Source organism: Algorimicrobium algoritergicola, from assembly GCF_008086165.1.
Classification (GTDB): domain Bacteria; phylum Bacteroidota; class Bacteroidia; order Flavobacteriales; family Flavobacteriaceae; genus Algorimicrobium; species Algorimicrobium algoritergicola.
Window position 1 is genome coordinate 63,005 of the sequence record NZ_VSKL01000008.1, and the last position, 16,255, is coordinate 79,259.

The window sequence follows — 16,255 nt, forward strand, 5'->3', positions numbered from 1 at the left end:
TAAAGACAACAAAAAATGTCAGTAAGAAAATTAAAACCAATCACACCAGGACAGCGATTTAGAGTAGTAAATGGTTACGACGCCATTACTACTGATAAGCCGGAGAAAAGTTTATTAGCTCCGAAAAAAAGGTCTGGTGGTAGAAACAGTCGCGGAAAAATGACTATGCGCTACATAGGTGGTGGTCATAAGCAAAGGTATCGTATTATCGATTTTAAACGTAACAAAACTGGAATTCCAGCTGAAGTTAAGTCTATCGAATACGATCCAAACAGAACAGCGTTTATTGCGTTGTTAAACTATCAAGATGGTGAGAAAACGTATATCATTGCTCAAAATGGTTTACAAGTTGGTCAGACTATCGTCTCTGGAAACAGCAATGTAGCTCCAGAAGTCGGTAACGCTATGCCACTATCTCAAATTCCATTAGGAACTATTATTTCTTGTGTAGAATTACGTCCAGGACAAGGAGCTGTTATGGCTAGAAGTGCTGGAACATTTGCACAGTTAATGGCTAGAGGTGATAAATTTGCATCTATAAAATTACCATCAGGTGAAACACGTTTAGTGTTAATTACATGTATGGCTACAATAGGTGTTGTATCTAATTCAGATCATCAATTGTTAGTATCAGGTAAAGCTGGTAGATCAAGATGGTTAGGAAGAAGACCTCGTACAAGACCAGTAGTGATGAACCCAGTCGATCACCCAATGGGTGGTGGTGAAGGTAAATCTTCAGGTGGTCATCCACGTTCTAGAAATGGTATACCTGCTAAAGGTTATAGAACCCGTTCTAAAACAAAAGCGAGTAATAAATATATTGTAGAACGTAGAAAGAAATAAGACATGTCAAGATCATTAAAAAAAGGACCTTACGTTCATTATAAATTAGAGAAGAAAGTGGCTACCAATGTGGAGGGTAACAAAAAAACGGTAATCAAAACGTGGTCTAGAGCCTCAATGATTACACCGGATTTTGTTGGTCAAACAATTGCAGTACATAACGGACGTCAGTTTGTTCCAGTTTATGTAACTGAAAACATGGTAGGGCACAAATTAGGAGAATTTTCACCAACACGATCTTTTAGAGGTCATGCAGGTGCTAAAAATAAAGGTAAAAAGTAGTAAGCTATGGGAAGTCGTAAAAAACAAATGGCAGACGCTATTAAGGAAGCAAAAAAGGAAATCGCTTTTGCAAAACTTAATAACTGTCCTACATCACCGAGAAAAATGCGTTTAGTAGCCGATTTAGTAAGAGGTGAACGCGTAGAGAAAGCGCTTAATATTTTAAAATTTAGCTCAAAAGAAGCATCAGGTCGTTTAGAGACTTTGTTATTGTCTGCAATTGCAAACTGGCAAGCGAAGAACGAAGATGCAAGTATTGAAGATGCTGAATTATTTATTAAGGAGATCCGTGTAGATGGTGGTTCAATGTTAAAGAGATTGCGTCCAGCACCACAAGGTCGTGCACACAGAATTAGAAAACGTTCAAACCACGTAACAATCGTAGTTGGAGCCAACAATAACACACAAGCTTAAATAGATATGGGACAAAAAACAAATCCAATCGGAAATCGCTTAGGAATTATCAGAGGATGGGAATCTAACTGGTACGGAGGAAACGATTATGGTGATAAACTTGCCGAAGACGATAAGATCAGAAAGTACGTTCATGCACGTCTATCTAAAGCTAGTGTTTCACGAGTAATTATTGAGCGTACGCTTAAACTTGTAACCGTTACTATCACAACGGCTCGTCCAGGTATCATTATTGGTAAAGGCGGTCAAGAGGTAGACAAGTTGAAAGAAGAGCTTAAAAAGATTACTGGTAAAGAAGTTCAAATAAATATATTTGAAATTAAAAGACCGGAACTTGATGCGTTTTTAGTTGCATCTAGTGTGGCTCGTCAAATTGAAAATCGTATCTCTTACAGACGTGCGATTAAGATGGCCATTGCTGCAACTATGAGAATGAATGCTGAAGGAATCAAAATTCAAATTAGTGGTCGTTTAAACGGAGCTGAAATGGCACGTAGCGAACATTACAAAGAAGGACGTATTCCTTTATCAACCTTTAGAGCCGATATTGACTATGCTTTAGTTGAAGCACATACTACTTATGGTAGACTAGGTGTTAAAGTATGGATCATGAAAGGTGAAGTATATGGTAAAAGAGAACTTTCTCCGCTTGTTGGATTATCTAAAAAGCAAGGAAAAGGTGGACGTGGTGGAAACAGAGATTCAAAACCTCGTCGTAGAAAGTAATCGTTTAAAGAAAAGAAAGAATGTTACAGCCTAAAAGAACAAAATTTCGTAAGCAACAAAAAGGACGTATGAAAGGTAATGCCGGAAGAGGGCATTTACTATCTAGCGGAACCTTTGGTATAAAATCAATGGACACTAGCTTTGTTACAGCACGTCAAATTGAAGCAGCACGTATTGCCGCTACACGTTTCATGAAGAGAGAAGGATCTATCTGGATTAAAATTTTTCCAGACAAGCCTATTACAAAGAAACCTCTTGAAGTACGTATGGGTAAAGGTAAAGGTGCCGTGGAATATTGGGTAGCAGTAGTTAAGCCAGGTCGCGTACTTTTCGAAGTAGGTGGTGTACCACTAGATGTTGCAAAGGAAGCATTACGATTGGCAGCACAGAAATTGCCAGTTAAAACTAAATTTATAATTGCTAGAGATTACGAAGCATAATTTATTTGATACTATGAAACAATCAGAAATTAAAGAATTATCTGTAGCCGAGTTACAAGAGAAACTTGGTGAGACAACGAAGAGTTATTCAGAAATGAAAATGGCTCATGCAATTTCGCCTCTAGAAAATCCAATTCAGTTGCGTTCTGCAAGAAGAACCGTAGCAAGAATTGCAACAGAATTAACAAAAAGAGAATTACAATAATTCTGCAGAAAGATGGAAACAAGAAATTTAAGAAAAGAACGTGTAGGAATTGTTACTAGTAATAAGATGCAGAAATCTATTGTGGTAGCTGAAGTTAAGAAAGTAAAACATCCTATGTATGGAAAATTCGTGTTGAAAACAAAGAAATATGTTGCACACGATGAAACGAACGATTGTAACATTGGAGATACTGTAAAGATCATGGAAACACGACCTATGAGTAAATCTAAATGTTGGAGATTAGTTGAAATAATTGAAAGAGCGAAGTAATTATGTTACAGACTGAATCAAGATTAAAAGTAGCTGATAACACCGGAGCGAAAGAGGTTTTAACCATTCGTGTACTAGGTGGTACTAAAAGAAGATACGCTTCTGTAGGAGACAAAATAGTTGTTTCCGTTAAAGATGCAACACCTAATGGAAGCATTAAAAAAGGTGCTGTTTCTACAGCAGTTGTCGTACGTACTAAGAAAGAAGTAAGAAGACCAGACGGATCTTATATTAGATTTGATGATAACGCATGTGTTTTATTAAACCCAACGGGTGAAATGAGAGGAACACGTGTATTTGGTCCTGTTGCTAGAGAACTTCGTGATAAACAATTCATGAAAATTGTATCATTGGCACCTGAAGTGCTTTAATGAAAAATAAAATGACAAAGCTTAAAATTAAATCAGGAGATACCGTAAAAGTTAATGCTGGAGATCATAAAGGATCTGAAGGTAAAGTACTAAAGGTATTAATAGATAAGAACAAGGCGATTGTTGAGGGTGTGAACATGGTGAAAAAACATATGAAACCAAGTGCACAAAGCCCTCAAGGAGGAATCGTTGAAAAAGAAGCAGCTATTCATATTTCTAACTTGTCTTTATTAACCGCTAAAGGTGAAGAGACACGTGTAGGATACAGAATGGAAGGCGACAAAAAAGTGAGATTTTCTAAAAAATCAAATGAAGTAATATAGTTATGGGATATACACCGAGACTTAAAGAAGAGTACAACAGCAAAATAATTGCTGCTCTTAAGGATGAATTTGGTTATGATAATGTTATGCAAGTGCCTAAACTACAAAAGATAGTTTTATCTAAAGGTGTAGGTGCAGCAGTTGCAGACAAAAAGTTAATAGACCACGCAGTGGAAGAATTAACGACTATAACAGGACAACGTGCAATAGCAACTATCTCTAAAAAGGATGTTGCATCATTTAAATTACGTAAGGGTATGCCAATTGGCGCTAAAGTAACTTTACGTGGTGAAAAAATGTACGAATTTTTAGATCGTTTAGTAACTTCAGCTTTACCACGAGTAAGAGATTTTAATGGTGTTAGAGCAACCGGATTTGACGGTAGAGGAAACTACAATTTAGGAATTACAGAACAAATTATCTTTCCAGAAATTGACATTGATAAAGTGAACAAAATTTCAGGTATGGATATTACTTTTGTAACCAATGCGGATACTGATAAAGAAGCAAAATCACTATTAACCGAATTAGGATTACCTTTTCAAAAAAATTAAGATATGGCTAAAGAATCAATGAAAGCCCGTGAGGTAAAAAGAGAAAAAACAGTAGCTAAATATGCTGAAAAACGTAAAGCTTTAAAAGAAGCTGGCGATTATGAAGCATTACAAAGGTTACCTAAAAATGCTTCACCTGTACGTTTACACAACCGTTGTAAATTAACTGGAAGACCTAAAGGTTATATGAGAACATTTGGTTTATCTCGTGTAATGTTTAGAGAAATGGCTAACCAAGGTTTAATACCTGGTGTTAGAAAAGCAAGTTGGTAAAAAATATTAATTGGTTTCAGGTTTAATCCTTAAAAATAAGATTGAAAACCGTTACCGCAAATTTATAATTATGACTACAGATCCAATCGCGGATTATTTAACCCGAATTAGAAATGCTGTGAGTGCAAATCACAGAGTGGTAGAGATACCTGCTTCTAATTTGAAGAAAGAAATCACTAAAATATTATTCGATCAAGGATATATTTTAAGTTACAAGTTTGAAGATTCAGCTGTACAAGGAACTATTAAAATAGCCCTTAAGTACAACAAAGAAACTAAAGAGCCTGTAATTAAGAAGATTCAAAGAATAAGTAAACCAGGTTTACGTAAGTACGCAAGTTCAAAAGAACTTCCTAGAATTCTTAATGGTCTTGGTATTGCTATCGTTTCTACATCACATGGTGTAATGACAGGCAAACAGGCACAAAGAGATAATGTAGGAGGTGAAGTACTTTGTTACGTTTACTAATTAAAAAAGACTATAGAACATGTCAAGAATAGGTAATAGCCCAGTAGTAATTCCAGCAGGAGTTACAGTTGAAATCAACAATAACGTGGTTACAGTAAAAGGAAAATTAGGTGAATTATCACAAGAATTTTCTGATGTAACAATTAAAGTTGAAGAAGGAAATGTTATAGTTGAGCGTTCTTCTGATAAGAAAGACGAAAAAGCAAAACATGGTCTTTATAGAGCACTAATCAATAATATGGTTGAAGGTGTATCTAATGGATGGACAAAAAATTTAGAGTTAGTTGGTGTTGGATATAGAGCGAGTAATCAAGGACAAAAACTTGAATTAGCTTTAGGTTTTTCTCATAATATAGTATTAGACATTGCTCCAGAAGTAAATGTTGAAACTATTTCAGATAAAGGGAAAAATCCAATCATTAAATTAACCTCTCATGATAAACAACTTGTAGGTCAAGTAGCTGCCAAAATCCGCGGCTTTAGACCACCAGAACCTTATAAAGGAAAAGGTGTGAAGTTTGTTGGCGAAGAATTAAGAAGAAAAGCAGGTAAATCAGCTTAATAAGTAAGTTATGGCATTAACAAAGAACGAAAGACGATTAAGAATAAAAAGCAGAGTTCGTAAGGTAGTTTCTGGTACAGAAGCTAGACCAAGATTATCTGTTTTCAGAAGCAATAAAGAAATTTATGCACAAGTTGTAGATGACGTTACTGGTAAAACTATCAGTGCAGCATCTTCAAGAGATAAGGACATTAGTTCTGCAAAAGGTACAAAAGCAGAGGTTGCTACATTAGTAGGGAAATCTGTGGCTGAAAAAGCCCTTAAAGCAGGTGTAGATACTATTTCTTTTGATAGAGGTGGATATTTATATCACGGAAGAGTAAAATCATTAGCAGATGGTGCTAGAGAAGCAGGACTTAAATTTTAAGAAATTATGTATCAAAAATACAAAAGCGCAGAGCTAGTAAAACCAAGTGGATTAGATCTTAAAGATCGTTTAATTGGAGTACAGAGAGTTACAAAAGTAACTAAAGGTGGTAGAGCATTCGGATTTTCAGCAATTGTTGTTGTAGGAAATGAAGCAGGTGTAGTTGGTCAAGGTTTAGGTAAATCTAAAGATGTGGCTAGTGCAATTGCCAAAGCAATTGAAGATGCTAAGAAAAATTTAGTACGTATTCCTATTGTAAAAGGAACGTTACCACACGAACAAAAAGGTAAATATGGTGGAGCAAGAGTAAACATTATTCCTGCAGCTCCTGGTACAGGGGTTATTGCTGGTGGAGCTGTGAGAACAGTTTTGGAAGCAGTAGGAGTTCATGATGTATTATCAAAATCTCAAGGTTCATCTAACCCACATAACGTTGTAAAAGCAACTTTTGATGCATTATTGCAATTAAGAGACGCTAAAACAATTGCTCGTGATAGAGGTATTTCTCTTGATAAAGTATTTAAAGGATAAGAACGATGGCAAAGATAAAAGTAACAAAAGTTAAAAGCGCAATCAATCGTACATTAAGACAAAAAAGAACTTTAGAAGCTCTTGGTCTTAAAAAAATTGGTCAAGTTGTAGAGCACGAAGCCTCACCAAATATCCTTGGTATGGTAGCTAAAGTTTCACATTTAGTTTCTGTTGAAGAAACAAAATAAAATACTGAAAAATGGATTTAAGTAATTTAAAACCTGCAGAAGGTTCAGTTAAAAGTCAAGGTAAAAGAATAGGTAGAGGACAAGGTTCTGGAAAAGGTGGTACGGCAACTCGTGGTCACAAAGGAGCAAAATCTCGTTCTGGTTATTCTAAGAAAATAGGTTTTGAAGGTGGTCAAATGCCACTTCAAAGACGTGTTCCTAAGTTTGGCTTTACGAATATCAATCGTATAGAGCATCAAGGTGTAAACCTAGATACGCTTCAACAATTGGTTGACGATAAGAAAATTAAAGATACAGTAGATTTTGAAACTCTAATGACTCTTGGTCTAATTAACAAGAATGATCTTGTTAAGATTATGGGACGTGGAGAATTAAAAGCAAAATTAAAAATATCTGCACATAAGTTTACCGCTTCAGCAAAAGCTGCTATAGAAGCTGCAGGAGGTGAAGTAGTAACTTTATAATCTAATTTAAGCGCATGAAATTTATTGAGACATTAAAAAATGTTTGGAAAATAGAAGAATTAAGAAACAGAATTGTTGTTACATTAGGTCTTTTATTAGTTTATCGTTTTGGTGCACAGGTTGTATTACCTGGTATTGATGCGGCGCAATTAGAAGGTTTACAAGGTAGTACTGAAGACGGTTTATTAGGTTTATTAAATGCTTTTACAGGAGGTGCGTTTGCAAATGCTTCTGTTTTTGCGTTGGGTATTATGCCTTATATCTCGGCTTCTATTGTAGTTCAGTTAATGGGAATTGCTATTCCGTATTTGCAAAAATTACAAAAAGAAGGTGCTAGTGGACAAAAGAAAATTAATCAAATAACACGATGGTTAACCATTGCTATTTGTTTAGTTCAAGCTCCAGGATATTTAGCAAGCTTACCAGCTTTAGGAATTCCACCATCGGCATTCTTATTAGGTCAAGGCGGTTTGTTTTATTTCTCATCTGTTATCATTTTAGTAACTGGTTGTATCTTCGCGATGTGGTTAGGTGAAAAAATTACGGATAAAGGAATTGGTAATGGTATTTCATTATTAATTATGGTGGGTATTATTGCTACATTACCTAAGAACTTTTTGTTAAACGCATCTTCAAGATTAGAATCAAACAGTGTGATGCTGATTCTTTTTGAATTGGTAATCTGGTTGTTAATTATTTTAGCTTCAATCATGCTGGTCATGGGAGTTAGAAAAATTGCCGTACAATACGCAAGAAGAACTGCCTCTGGTGGTTATGAGAAAAACGTATTTGGATCTAGACAGTATATTCCTTTAAAGCTAAATGCTTCAGGAGTTATGCCAATTATATTTGCTCAAGCAATTATGTTCGTTCCAAGTTTAATTGGTGGATCATCATTCTTGAAAGATACGGCAACTGGACAATGGATGGCTACTAATTTTGCTGACATATTTGGTTTCTGGTATAATTTAGTGTTTGCATTATTGATTATAGTATTTACATATTTCTATACAGCTATTACAGTACCTACCAATAAAATGGCAGATGACTTAAAGCGTAGTGGTGGTTTTATTCCAGGCATTCGTCCAGGAACAGAAACATCTGAATATTTAGATAAAGTTATGTCGCAAATAACCTTACCAGGTTCTATCTTTTTAGCACTTATTGCTGTGTTCCCGGCGATTATCGTTAAACTTATGAGTGTACAATCTGGATGGGCATTGTTTTTCGGTGGAACCTCACTTTTAATTATGGTGGGTGTTGCTATTGATACAATGCAACAAGTAAACTCATACTTGTTAAACAGACATTATGATGGCTTGATGAAAACAGGTAAAAATAGAAAAGCAGTAGCTCAATAATTATACCATGGCAAAACAAGCAGCAATAGAACAAGACGGAACAATTATAGAAGCATTATCAAATGCTATGTTTCGTGTTGAATTAGAAAACGGTCACATTGTGACAGCACATATTTCTGGTAAAATGCGTATGCATTACATTAAGTTGTTACCAGGGGATAAAGTGAAATTAGAAATGAGTCCTTACGATTTAACGAAGGCTCGAATAACTTATAGATACTAATAAAAAGGAACAGATGAAAGTAAGAGCATCAGTTAAAAAGAGAAGTGCAGACTGTAAAATCGTCCGCAGAAAGGGTAGACTTTACGTGATTAACAAAAAGAATCCTAGATTCAAACAAAGACAAGGATAATTATGGCAAGAATTGCAGGTGTAGACATACCAAAAAACAAAAGAGGTGTTATCTCGCTTACGTATATCTATGGAATAGGTAGAAGTAGAGCAAAAGAAATTTTAGCACAAGCTAAAGTTGAAGAAAGTACTAAAGTTCAAGATTGGACGGATGACGAAATTGGAAACATTCGTGAGTCTGTTGGATCGTTCACGATTGAAGGTGAATTACGTTCTGAAACACAATTAAACATTAAGCGATTAATGGATATTGGATGTTACAGAGGTATTCGTCATAGATCTGGACTTCCATTACGTGGTCAACGTACTAAGAACAACTCTAGAACTAGAAAAGGTAGAAGAAAAACTGTTGCTAACAAAAAAATGGCAACTAAATAATAAATAGACATTAGTCATTAGAGTTTAGCCGTTAGATGAATCTGTTTGAAATAGCAATGTTTAGGATTCTAACAACTAAAAACTAACAACTAGAAACTATAATCATATGGCAAAGTCAAGTACAAAAAAACGTAAAGTAATAGTAGACGCTGTTGGTGAAGCTCACATAACTGCTTCATTTAACAATATCATTGTTTCTCTTACCAACAAAAAAGGCGATGTAATTTCATGGTCATCAGCTGGTAAAATGGGATTCCGTGGATCTAAAAAAAACACACCTTATGCTGCTCAATTAGCTGCTGAAGATGCTGCAGCTGTAGCAACAGAAGCTGGCTTAAAGAAAGTAAAAGTGTATGTTAAAGGTCCAGGTAATGGTAGAGAATCTGCTATCCGATCTATCCACAATGCAGGTATTGAAGTAACAGAAATTATTGATGTTACGCCATTACCACATAATGGATGTCGTCCTCCAAAAAGAAGACGTGTATAATTTATATATATCTTAAATTTGACATCAACTATATTTTTATAGTTGATGTCAATATTTATATGTAAATTTGCAAACTAAAAAAATAAATTATAAACAAGTATCAACGAGAGAGTAACGGTTATCGAAGGATAAGATTAAGACCTTAATTCATAGCCACTCTCATAACAAATTTTTAAAATGGCAAGATATACTGGTCCTAAAACTAAAATAGCACGTAAATTTGGCGAAGCTATTTTCGGAGAAGATAAATCTTTTGAAAAAAGAAACTATCCTCCAGGTCAACATGGTGCAAACAAGCGTCGTGGAAAGAAATCTGAATATGCAATCCAATTAATGGAGAAGCAAAAAGCTAAATATACTTACGGTATTTTAGAAAAACAATTCAGAAATATGTTTAAAAAAGCAACGGCTGCTCCTGGAATTACAGGTACAGTATTGTTACAATTATGTGAATCACGTTTAGATAACGTTGTTTTCAGAATGGGAATTTCTCCTTCTAGAAGCGGTGCTAGACAATTAGTATCTCACAGACATATTACTGTAAATGGTAGCTTAGTAAACATTCCATCTTACCAACTTAAAGCTGGAGATGTTGTTGCCGTTAGAGAAAAATCAAAATCACTTGAAGCTATTACGAACTCTTTAGCTAACTCAAGTAACGTTTACGAATGGATTACTTGGAATAACTCTACATCAGAAGGTACGTATGTATCTGTTCCTGCTAGACTTCAAATTCCAGAAAACATCAACGAGCAATTCATCGTAGAACTTTATTCTAAATAATAATATAATATATTGCTATTTAGCCAAAGGATTTATAGGTCTTCTTCATACGTTTAAATCGCGCAACTAAATAACAATTAAAACGAAGAAAAATATGGCAGTATTTAATTTCCAGAAACCCGATAAAGTAATCATGATTGATTCTACTGATTTCGAAGGTAAATTCGAATTCAGACCTTTAGAACCTGGTTATGGTTTAACAGTAGGAAATGCTTTAAGAAGAGTTTTATTGTCTTCTTTAGAAGGATTTGCAATTACATCCGTTAGAATTGAAGGCGTAGACCATGAATTCTCAACAATTGCAGGTGTAGTTGAAGACGTAACAGAAATCATTTTAAACTTAAAACAAGTACGTTTTAAGAGACAAATTGAAGATGTAGATAACGAATCTGTTTCTATTTCTATTTCTGGTCAAGAGCAAATCACAGCTGGCGATTTTCAAAAATTTATTTCAGGATTCCAAGTATTAAATTCAGAATTAGTAATCTGTAATTTAGATCCTAAAGTAAATATTAATATGGAAATCACCATAGAAAAAGGTAGAGGATATGTGCCTGCTGAAGAAAATAAGAAAGCTTCTGCACCAATTGGTACTATTTTTACTGACTCTATTTACACACCAATTAAGAATGTTAAGTATAGCATTGAAAATTTCCGTGTAGAACAAAAAACAGATTACGAAAAATTAGTTTTCGAAATCATTACTGATGGTTCAATTAGCCCACAAGATGCGTTAACTGAAGCTGCTAAAACACTTATTCATCACTTCATGTTATTCTCTGATGAGCGTATTACATTAGAAGCTGATGAAATTGCACAAACTGAAACGTATGATGAAGAATCACTTCACATGAGACAATTATTGAAAACCAAATTGGTTGATATGGACTTGTCTGTACGTGCATTAAACTGTTTAAAAGCTGCTGAAGTTGATACTTTAGGCGACTTGGTATCATTCAACAAAAACGATTTAATGAAGTTCCGTAACTTCGGTAAAAAATCTTTAACAGAGCTAGAAGAGCTTGTAAATGTTAAAGGTCTTAATTTCGGAATGGATTTATCAAAATACAAATTAGATAAAGATTAATTAATCATATTTTGCTCCTCGATGTCGAGTTTAGTAGCAAGATGATAAAACAAATGTCATGAGACACGGAAAAAAAATAAATCACTTAAGTAGAAAAACTGCTCACAGAAAGTCAATGTTAGCTAATATGGCATGTTCATTAATCGAGCACAAGCGTATTAACACAACTGTTGCTAAAGCAAAAGCGTTGAAGCAATTTGTTGAGCCAATGATTACAAAGTCTAAAGAGGATACAACTCATAACAGACGTATAGTAATGGCTAGAATGAGACAAAAAGAGGCAGTTGCTGAATTATTTAGAGATGTAGCGCCAAAAGTTGGTGATCGTCCAGGTGGTTACACGCGTATTATCAAGTTAGGTAATCGTTTAGGTGATAACGCTGATATGGCCATGATAGAATTAGTTGATTACAACGAAATCTACAATGCTGATAAAGCAACTAAGAAAACAACGCGTAGAAGTAGAAGAGGTGGTGCTAAACCAGCTGCTGCTCCTGCTGCAGAAACTAAAGCTTCAAACGAAGAAGAAGAATAAACGTTAATTTATGTTAACGCAGTGCTCTAATAGGATAAATTGTAAAAATTTATCCTATTTTTGTTTCCATTAATTAAAAAAATATTTATGAAAAACTTTTTTTTACTAGCAGTTATAGCCCTTTCAACATTAACTTCATTCGCTCAAGGATCAAATGGCGGTTTATCAAATTTACAAGGAACCCAAAGTAATTCTTTAGGTCAATCCATGGATGCCTTAAATTCAAGAGGTAGTTGGTTGCCAAATAAAAGCAGATATTCTGTTGATGGAACACCTTTGGCCTTTGAAGAAGGTGATAATAAATTGATATTAGTTGCTAAAGATGGTACTAAATTTAATATTCCTAACGGAAATTATAATGCACAAAGTGATCAGTTTGTTTCTGTATTAAATAAAGATTCTATTTATGTTATGAATACATTGACTATTGATTTTGCACTTTTAAATAACAAGAAAATGAAACGCTTTAGTGGCGAGAAAGAAAGAGCTCGTTATTATGAGGTGTTAGCTTCCCACGATAGTATTTATATTCTAAAAAAGAGAGTCGCTAAAATTAAGCCAGGTGGAGTTAACAAAATGACGCAAGCACGTACATCAAACGATAGATATTACATGGTTGAAGATTTATACATCAAGAATGGTGAGGAATTAGAAGAACTTAAACTGAAGAAAAAACTTATCTCTGAATTGTTTTCGGATAAGGAATCACAGATGAAAAAGTATATAAAAGAAAGTGACTTAAATATTAAAGAGGAATCAGATTTCGTTAAAATATTTAATTATTATACAACGCTTTAATAAACGTTTATTAAAACAAAAAAGGGATAACCAATTAAGGTTTATCCCTTTTTTTATGTCCAGTTTTTTAGAACTGTTTTAATCAATTATCTGGTTTAATGAGTTCGTTTGCAGGTTGTTTGTAATTATTAATTTATTGTGTTATCTTAATAAAGTAATTAAACACATCCTTTAAAAATGAAAAATCGAATCATATTACTTTTATTATGCGCTTCTAGTTTGGGGTTTTCTCAAATTTCAGAAGGAAGTTACGCTATTGGATCAACTCCGCAGTTAATGCCAAATCAGCTATCTCCAGCACAAGAGTACTTGGGAACTAATGTATATGTAAATGATGCCTTAAGTCAAGTGAATAACAATCCAAACTCCCCTAACTACGTTGAAGGTTCACCGCTTGGATTTGAAGGCGAAGCGAATACGCTTATTATTCATACGGTTGATGATAAATATTATAAGTTTGATAACGGTAACTATAATAGTATGAGTGATAAATTAGTTATAAAACTAGATGTGGGGAAGTTTTATGAATTTAATGATAAGGATATCGTTTTTGCTTTAATAAATAATACTAAAGCTATAAAACTTAAAGATGAAGATGAAAAAATGAAATATTTTTTTGTTTTAGACCAGAACTCAGAGTTTACAATTTTAAAAAGAATCAAAGCTAAAATTATAAAGGGTAACTTTAGTAAAATGACAAAAGAACGCATTAGTAAAGATAAATACTTTGTATATCATGATTTTTATTTACTTCAGAATGATAAACTAGAGGAGATTAAACTTAATAACAAAACATTTAAAATGTTGTTTAAAGACCATGAAAAGCAGCTGAAAAAGTACGTTGAGGAAAATGAACTGTCTATAAAAAACGAACAAGATTTTTTACAAATGTTACGCTATAATAAGACGCTATAATAAGACGCTTTAAAGCGTTTTAGAATTTATGGTAATTTTAAAAAGGGATAACGATACTAGTTATCCCTTTTTTTAATATAATTATTTTGGAAGCGCTTTCCCTTTGTTTTCAGTTTCGGTGGCGCCATTGAAAATTCACCCCAAACTAAGGTATCGCTCAATTTAATTTATATCCATTTATTTGGAGTTGAAAATTTATAAGAGTATATTATTATTTAAGAACAAAAATCCTATACTATGAAAACACGATTTTTTCTATTTTTATTAATTTTTAGTGCCTATGGATATGCACAGATTGCTCCAATACGATCAGAAACAACGTACGCTATAGCTCCAACACCTGATCTTATGCCAAATCAGCTATCACCACCGCAAGATTACTTTGGTTCTAATTCACAAATTCTAGATGCTTTAAATCCACATAATAATGACCCGAACTCGCCTAACTATGTAGAAGGTTCTCCCCTTGGTTTTGAAGGCGAAGCCAATACACTTGTTATCCATACTGTTGATGATAAATATTATAAGTTTGATAATGGTAACTACAATGGCATGAGTGATAAATTAGTTATAAAACTAGATGTGGGGAAGTTTTATGAATTTAATGATAATGATATTGTTTTTGCGCTAATCAATAACAAAAAAGTTTTAAAGCTTAAAGATGAAGATAATGAAATGAAATATTTTTTTGTTTTAGATGAGAGTAATGAGTATACCATTTTAAAAAGGATCAAGGCAAAAATTATAAAAGGAAACTTTAGCAAAATGACTAAAGAACGCATAAGTAATGATAAGTACTTTGTTTATAATGATTTTTATTTGCTTCAGAATGATAAATTAGAAGAGATTAAGCTTAATAATAAAACATTTAAAATGCTTTTTAAAGACCATGGAAAGCAACTGAAAAAGTATGTTGAGGAAAATGAGTTGTCAATAAAAGACGAACAGGATTTCTTGCAAATGTTGCGCTATAATAAAACACTTTAAAATTTTTTAAATTTTTGAAACTTAAAAAAGGTTAAACATTTTAGTTTATCCTTTTTTTTATGCAATTTTGCAAAACCTTTTTTTAGAAATGAAATATAATAAAAGAGAAAAAGCTATAGTTCTATTAGCAGACGGAACAATCTTTCACGGAAAATCTATCGGTAAAAAAGGAACTGCTTTTGGCGAAGTGTGTTTCAATACAGGAACAACCGGTTATCAAGAAATTTTTACGGATCCATCCTATTTTGGCCAGTTAATGGTTGCAACCAATGCACATATTGGTAACTATGGAACCCATGCAGATGAAATGGAATCTGAATCCGTTAAAATATCGGGTCTTATTTGTAAGAATTTCAGCTACAATTATTCAAGACCTTCAGCAGAAGGCAGTTTAGAGCAATTTTTCGAAAAACATAATGTATTAGCTATTTCAGATGTGGACACACGTGCACTTGTTAGCTATATAAGAGATAATGGTGCTATGAATGCTCTTATTTCTACAGATGTTGAAAATATTGAGGCTTTAAAAAAACAATTGGCAGATGTTCCAAATATGGATGGCCTTGAGTTAGCTTCAAAAGTATCTACCAAAGAACCATATTTTTATGGTGATGAGAATGCAACGTATAAAATAGCAGCATTAGACATTGGGATAAAAAAGAATATCTTAAAAAATCTAGCGGAACGAGATGCTTATATAAAAGTATTTCCTTTTAATGCTAAATTTGAAGATTTAGAAGCTTTTAAACCACACGGCTATTTCCTATCCAATGGTCCTGGAGATCCTGAACCACTTATGGATGCACAAACTTTAGCTAAAGAAATTATAAAGCGCAATTTACCCTTATTTGGTATTTGTTTAGGGCATCAAGTTATTGCATTAGCTAATGGTATTTCAACCTATAAAATGCATAATGGTCACCGTGGAATAAATCATCCAGTTAAAAACTTGATTACGACTAAAGGTGAAATTACATCGCAAAATCATGGTTTTGCAATTAATAGAGAAGAAACAGAGCAGCATCCAGACATTGAAATTACACATGTACATTTAAATGATAATACGGTTGCAGGTATTAAAATGAAAACGAAAAATTGTTTTTCAGTTCAATATCACCCAGAAGCAAGTCCTGGACCACATGATGCCTCATATCTTTTCGATCAATTTATTGAAAACATTAAAAACGCATAATCCTAAAACCTCAAGGAACTATCTAATTCTTTGAGGTTTATGTATTACAAAATAATAGTATAAAAATAGCAGTTTCATTTTACCAAAGAAGATCG

The 16,255-nt window shown here is 33.7% G+C and carries 29 protein-coding genes; all 29 read left to right on the top strand.

The window, feature by feature from the left end; genetic code table 11:
• The first annotated feature begins 15 nt into the window (after positions 1 to 15).
• The 29 genes from rplB to carA all read left to right on the top strand — a co-directional run bounded on the left by rplB (position 16) and on the right by carA (position 16,160).
• Complete coding sequence (gene rplB / locus ES675_RS15555) at positions 16 to 843, top strand: 50S ribosomal protein L2 (RefSeq protein ID WP_066252506.1); 828 nt, start codon at positions 16 to 18, stop codon at positions 841 to 843.
• Positions 844 to 846: 3 nt separating this feature from the next.
• Entirely contained in the window at positions 847 to 1,125 is a 279-nt protein-coding gene (rpsS, locus tag ES675_RS15560) for a 30S ribosomal protein S19 (RefSeq protein ID WP_066252508.1), read from the top strand.
• A gap of 6 nt (positions 1,126 to 1,131) precedes the next feature.
• On the top strand, positions 1,132 to 1,539 hold the full coding sequence (rplV, locus tag ES675_RS15565; RefSeq protein ID WP_066252510.1) for a 50S ribosomal protein L22: 408 nt from the start codon (positions 1,132 to 1,134) through the stop codon (positions 1,537 to 1,539).
• A gap of 6 nt (positions 1,540 to 1,545) precedes the next feature.
• The gene (rpsC, locus tag ES675_RS15570) at positions 1,546 to 2,265 is read left to right on the top strand and encodes a 30S ribosomal protein S3 (protein WP_066252512.1); all 720 of its coding nucleotides are present in this window, start codon (positions 1,546 to 1,548) and stop codon (positions 2,263 to 2,265) included.
• Between the two features lie 20 nt (positions 2,266 to 2,285).
• On the top strand, positions 2,286 to 2,705 hold the full coding sequence (rplP, locus tag ES675_RS15575; protein WP_066252514.1) for a 50S ribosomal protein L16: 420 nt from the start codon (positions 2,286 to 2,288) through the stop codon (positions 2,703 to 2,705).
• 13 nt (positions 2,706 to 2,718) lie between these two features.
• Entirely contained in the window at positions 2,719 to 2,910 is a 192-nt protein-coding gene (gene rpmC / locus ES675_RS15580; RefSeq protein ID WP_066252517.1) for a 50S ribosomal protein L29, read from the top strand.
• A 12-nt stretch (positions 2,911 to 2,922) separates the two neighbouring features.
• Complete coding sequence (gene rpsQ, locus ES675_RS15585; protein ID WP_066252519.1) at positions 2,923 to 3,180, top strand: 30S ribosomal protein S17; 258 nt, start codon at positions 2,923 to 2,925, stop codon at positions 3,178 to 3,180.
• 2 nt (positions 3,181 to 3,182) lie between these two features.
• A complete protein-coding gene (gene rplN / locus ES675_RS15590) occupies positions 3,183 to 3,551 on the top strand; it encodes a 50S ribosomal protein L14 (protein WP_066252521.1) in 369 nt (122 codons plus the stop codon).
• A gap of 11 nt (positions 3,552 to 3,562) precedes the next feature.
• On the top strand, positions 3,563 to 3,874 hold the full coding sequence (gene rplX, locus ES675_RS15595; protein WP_066252580.1) for a 50S ribosomal protein L24: 312 nt from the start codon (positions 3,563 to 3,565) through the stop codon (positions 3,872 to 3,874).
• A 2-nt stretch (positions 3,875 to 3,876) separates the two neighbouring features.
• Positions 3,877 to 4,428 carry a 50S ribosomal protein L5 gene (gene rplE, locus ES675_RS15600; protein WP_066252523.1) on the top strand — a complete coding sequence of 184 codons (552 nt, stop codon included), beginning with the start codon at positions 3,877 to 3,879 and terminating at the stop codon, positions 4,426 to 4,428.
• Between the two features lie 3 nt (positions 4,429 to 4,431).
• Positions 4,432 to 4,701 carry a 30S ribosomal protein S14 gene (rpsN, locus tag ES675_RS15605; protein ID WP_066252525.1) on the top strand — a complete coding sequence of 90 codons (270 nt, stop codon included), beginning with the start codon at positions 4,432 to 4,434 and terminating at the stop codon, positions 4,699 to 4,701.
• Positions 4,702 to 4,771: 70 nt separating this feature from the next.
• Positions 4,772 to 5,170, top strand: coding sequence for a 30S ribosomal protein S8 (gene rpsH, locus ES675_RS15610; RefSeq protein ID WP_066252528.1), 399 nt, complete (start codon positions 4,772 to 4,774; stop codon positions 5,168 to 5,170).
• A gap of 19 nt (positions 5,171 to 5,189) precedes the next feature.
• Positions 5,190 to 5,732, top strand: coding sequence for a 50S ribosomal protein L6 (gene rplF, locus ES675_RS15615; RefSeq protein WP_066252531.1), 543 nt, complete (start codon positions 5,190 to 5,192; stop codon positions 5,730 to 5,732).
• Between the two features lie 10 nt (positions 5,733 to 5,742).
• Positions 5,743 to 6,099: a 50S ribosomal protein L18 gene (rplR, locus tag ES675_RS15620; RefSeq protein ID WP_066252534.1), complete on the top strand. Its 357-nt coding sequence runs from the start codon at positions 5,743 to 5,745 to the stop codon at positions 6,097 to 6,099.
• 6 nt (positions 6,100 to 6,105) lie between these two features.
• A complete protein-coding gene (gene rpsE / locus ES675_RS15625) occupies positions 6,106 to 6,630 on the top strand; it encodes a 30S ribosomal protein S5 (RefSeq protein ID WP_066252536.1) in 525 nt (174 codons plus the stop codon).
• 5 nt (positions 6,631 to 6,635) lie between these two features.
• On the top strand, positions 6,636 to 6,818 hold the full coding sequence (rpmD, locus tag ES675_RS15630; protein ID WP_066252537.1) for a 50S ribosomal protein L30: 183 nt from the start codon (positions 6,636 to 6,638) through the stop codon (positions 6,816 to 6,818).
• 11 nt (positions 6,819 to 6,829) lie between these two features.
• Positions 6,830 to 7,282 (top strand): 50S ribosomal protein L15, encoded by a 453-nt coding sequence (gene rplO, locus ES675_RS15635; RefSeq protein WP_066252539.1) that lies wholly within the window; start codon positions 6,830 to 6,832, stop codon positions 7,280 to 7,282.
• 14 nt (positions 7,283 to 7,296) lie between these two features.
• Positions 7,297 to 8,643: a preprotein translocase subunit SecY gene (gene secY / locus ES675_RS15640; protein ID WP_066252540.1), complete on the top strand. Its 1,347-nt coding sequence runs from the start codon at positions 7,297 to 7,299 to the stop codon at positions 8,641 to 8,643.
• 7 nt (positions 8,644 to 8,650) lie between these two features.
• The gene (gene infA / locus ES675_RS15645; RefSeq protein WP_007094967.1) at positions 8,651 to 8,866 is read left to right on the top strand and encodes a translation initiation factor IF-1; all 216 of its coding nucleotides are present in this window, start codon (positions 8,651 to 8,653) and stop codon (positions 8,864 to 8,866) included.
• Positions 8,867 to 8,879: 13 nt separating this feature from the next.
• The gene (ykgO, locus tag ES675_RS15650; protein WP_013305171.1) at positions 8,880 to 8,996 is read left to right on the top strand and encodes a type B 50S ribosomal protein L36; all 117 of its coding nucleotides are present in this window, start codon (positions 8,880 to 8,882) and stop codon (positions 8,994 to 8,996) included.
• Positions 8,997 to 8,998: 2 nt separating this feature from the next.
• Positions 8,999 to 9,373: a 30S ribosomal protein S13 gene (gene rpsM, locus ES675_RS15655; RefSeq protein ID WP_066252542.1), complete on the top strand. Its 375-nt coding sequence runs from the start codon at positions 8,999 to 9,001 to the stop codon at positions 9,371 to 9,373.
• Positions 9,374 to 9,479: 106 nt separating this feature from the next.
• Positions 9,480 to 9,863 (top strand): 30S ribosomal protein S11, encoded by a 384-nt coding sequence (gene rpsK / locus ES675_RS15660; protein ID WP_066252543.1) that lies wholly within the window; start codon positions 9,480 to 9,482, stop codon positions 9,861 to 9,863.
• A 177-nt stretch (positions 9,864 to 10,040) separates the two neighbouring features.
• Complete coding sequence (gene rpsD / locus ES675_RS15665) at positions 10,041 to 10,646, top strand: 30S ribosomal protein S4 (RefSeq protein ID WP_066252544.1); 606 nt, start codon at positions 10,041 to 10,043, stop codon at positions 10,644 to 10,646.
• A gap of 94 nt (positions 10,647 to 10,740) precedes the next feature.
• The gene (locus ES675_RS15670; protein WP_066252546.1) at positions 10,741 to 11,733 is read left to right on the top strand and encodes a DNA-directed RNA polymerase subunit alpha; all 993 of its coding nucleotides are present in this window, start codon (positions 10,741 to 10,743) and stop codon (positions 11,731 to 11,733) included.
• Between the two features lie 58 nt (positions 11,734 to 11,791).
• Entirely contained in the window at positions 11,792 to 12,268 is a 477-nt protein-coding gene (gene rplQ, locus ES675_RS15675; protein ID WP_066252549.1) for a 50S ribosomal protein L17, read from the top strand.
• A gap of 87 nt (positions 12,269 to 12,355) precedes the next feature.
• Positions 12,356 to 13,066: a hypothetical protein gene (locus ES675_RS15680; protein ID WP_066252551.1), complete on the top strand. Its 711-nt coding sequence runs from the start codon at positions 12,356 to 12,358 to the stop codon at positions 13,064 to 13,066.
• A gap of 177 nt (positions 13,067 to 13,243) precedes the next feature.
• A complete protein-coding gene (locus ES675_RS15685) occupies positions 13,244 to 13,981 on the top strand; it encodes a hypothetical protein (RefSeq protein ID WP_066252552.1) in 738 nt (245 codons plus the stop codon).
• A 237-nt stretch (positions 13,982 to 14,218) separates the two neighbouring features.
• Entirely contained in the window at positions 14,219 to 14,968 is a 750-nt protein-coding gene (locus ES675_RS15690) for a hypothetical protein (protein ID WP_066252553.1), read from the top strand.
• Between the two features lie 88 nt (positions 14,969 to 15,056).
• Complete coding sequence (carA, locus tag ES675_RS15695; RefSeq protein WP_066252556.1) at positions 15,057 to 16,160, top strand: glutamine-hydrolyzing carbamoyl-phosphate synthase small subunit; 1,104 nt, start codon at positions 15,057 to 15,059, stop codon at positions 16,158 to 16,160.
• Positions 16,161 to 16,255 lie beyond the last annotated feature (95 nt).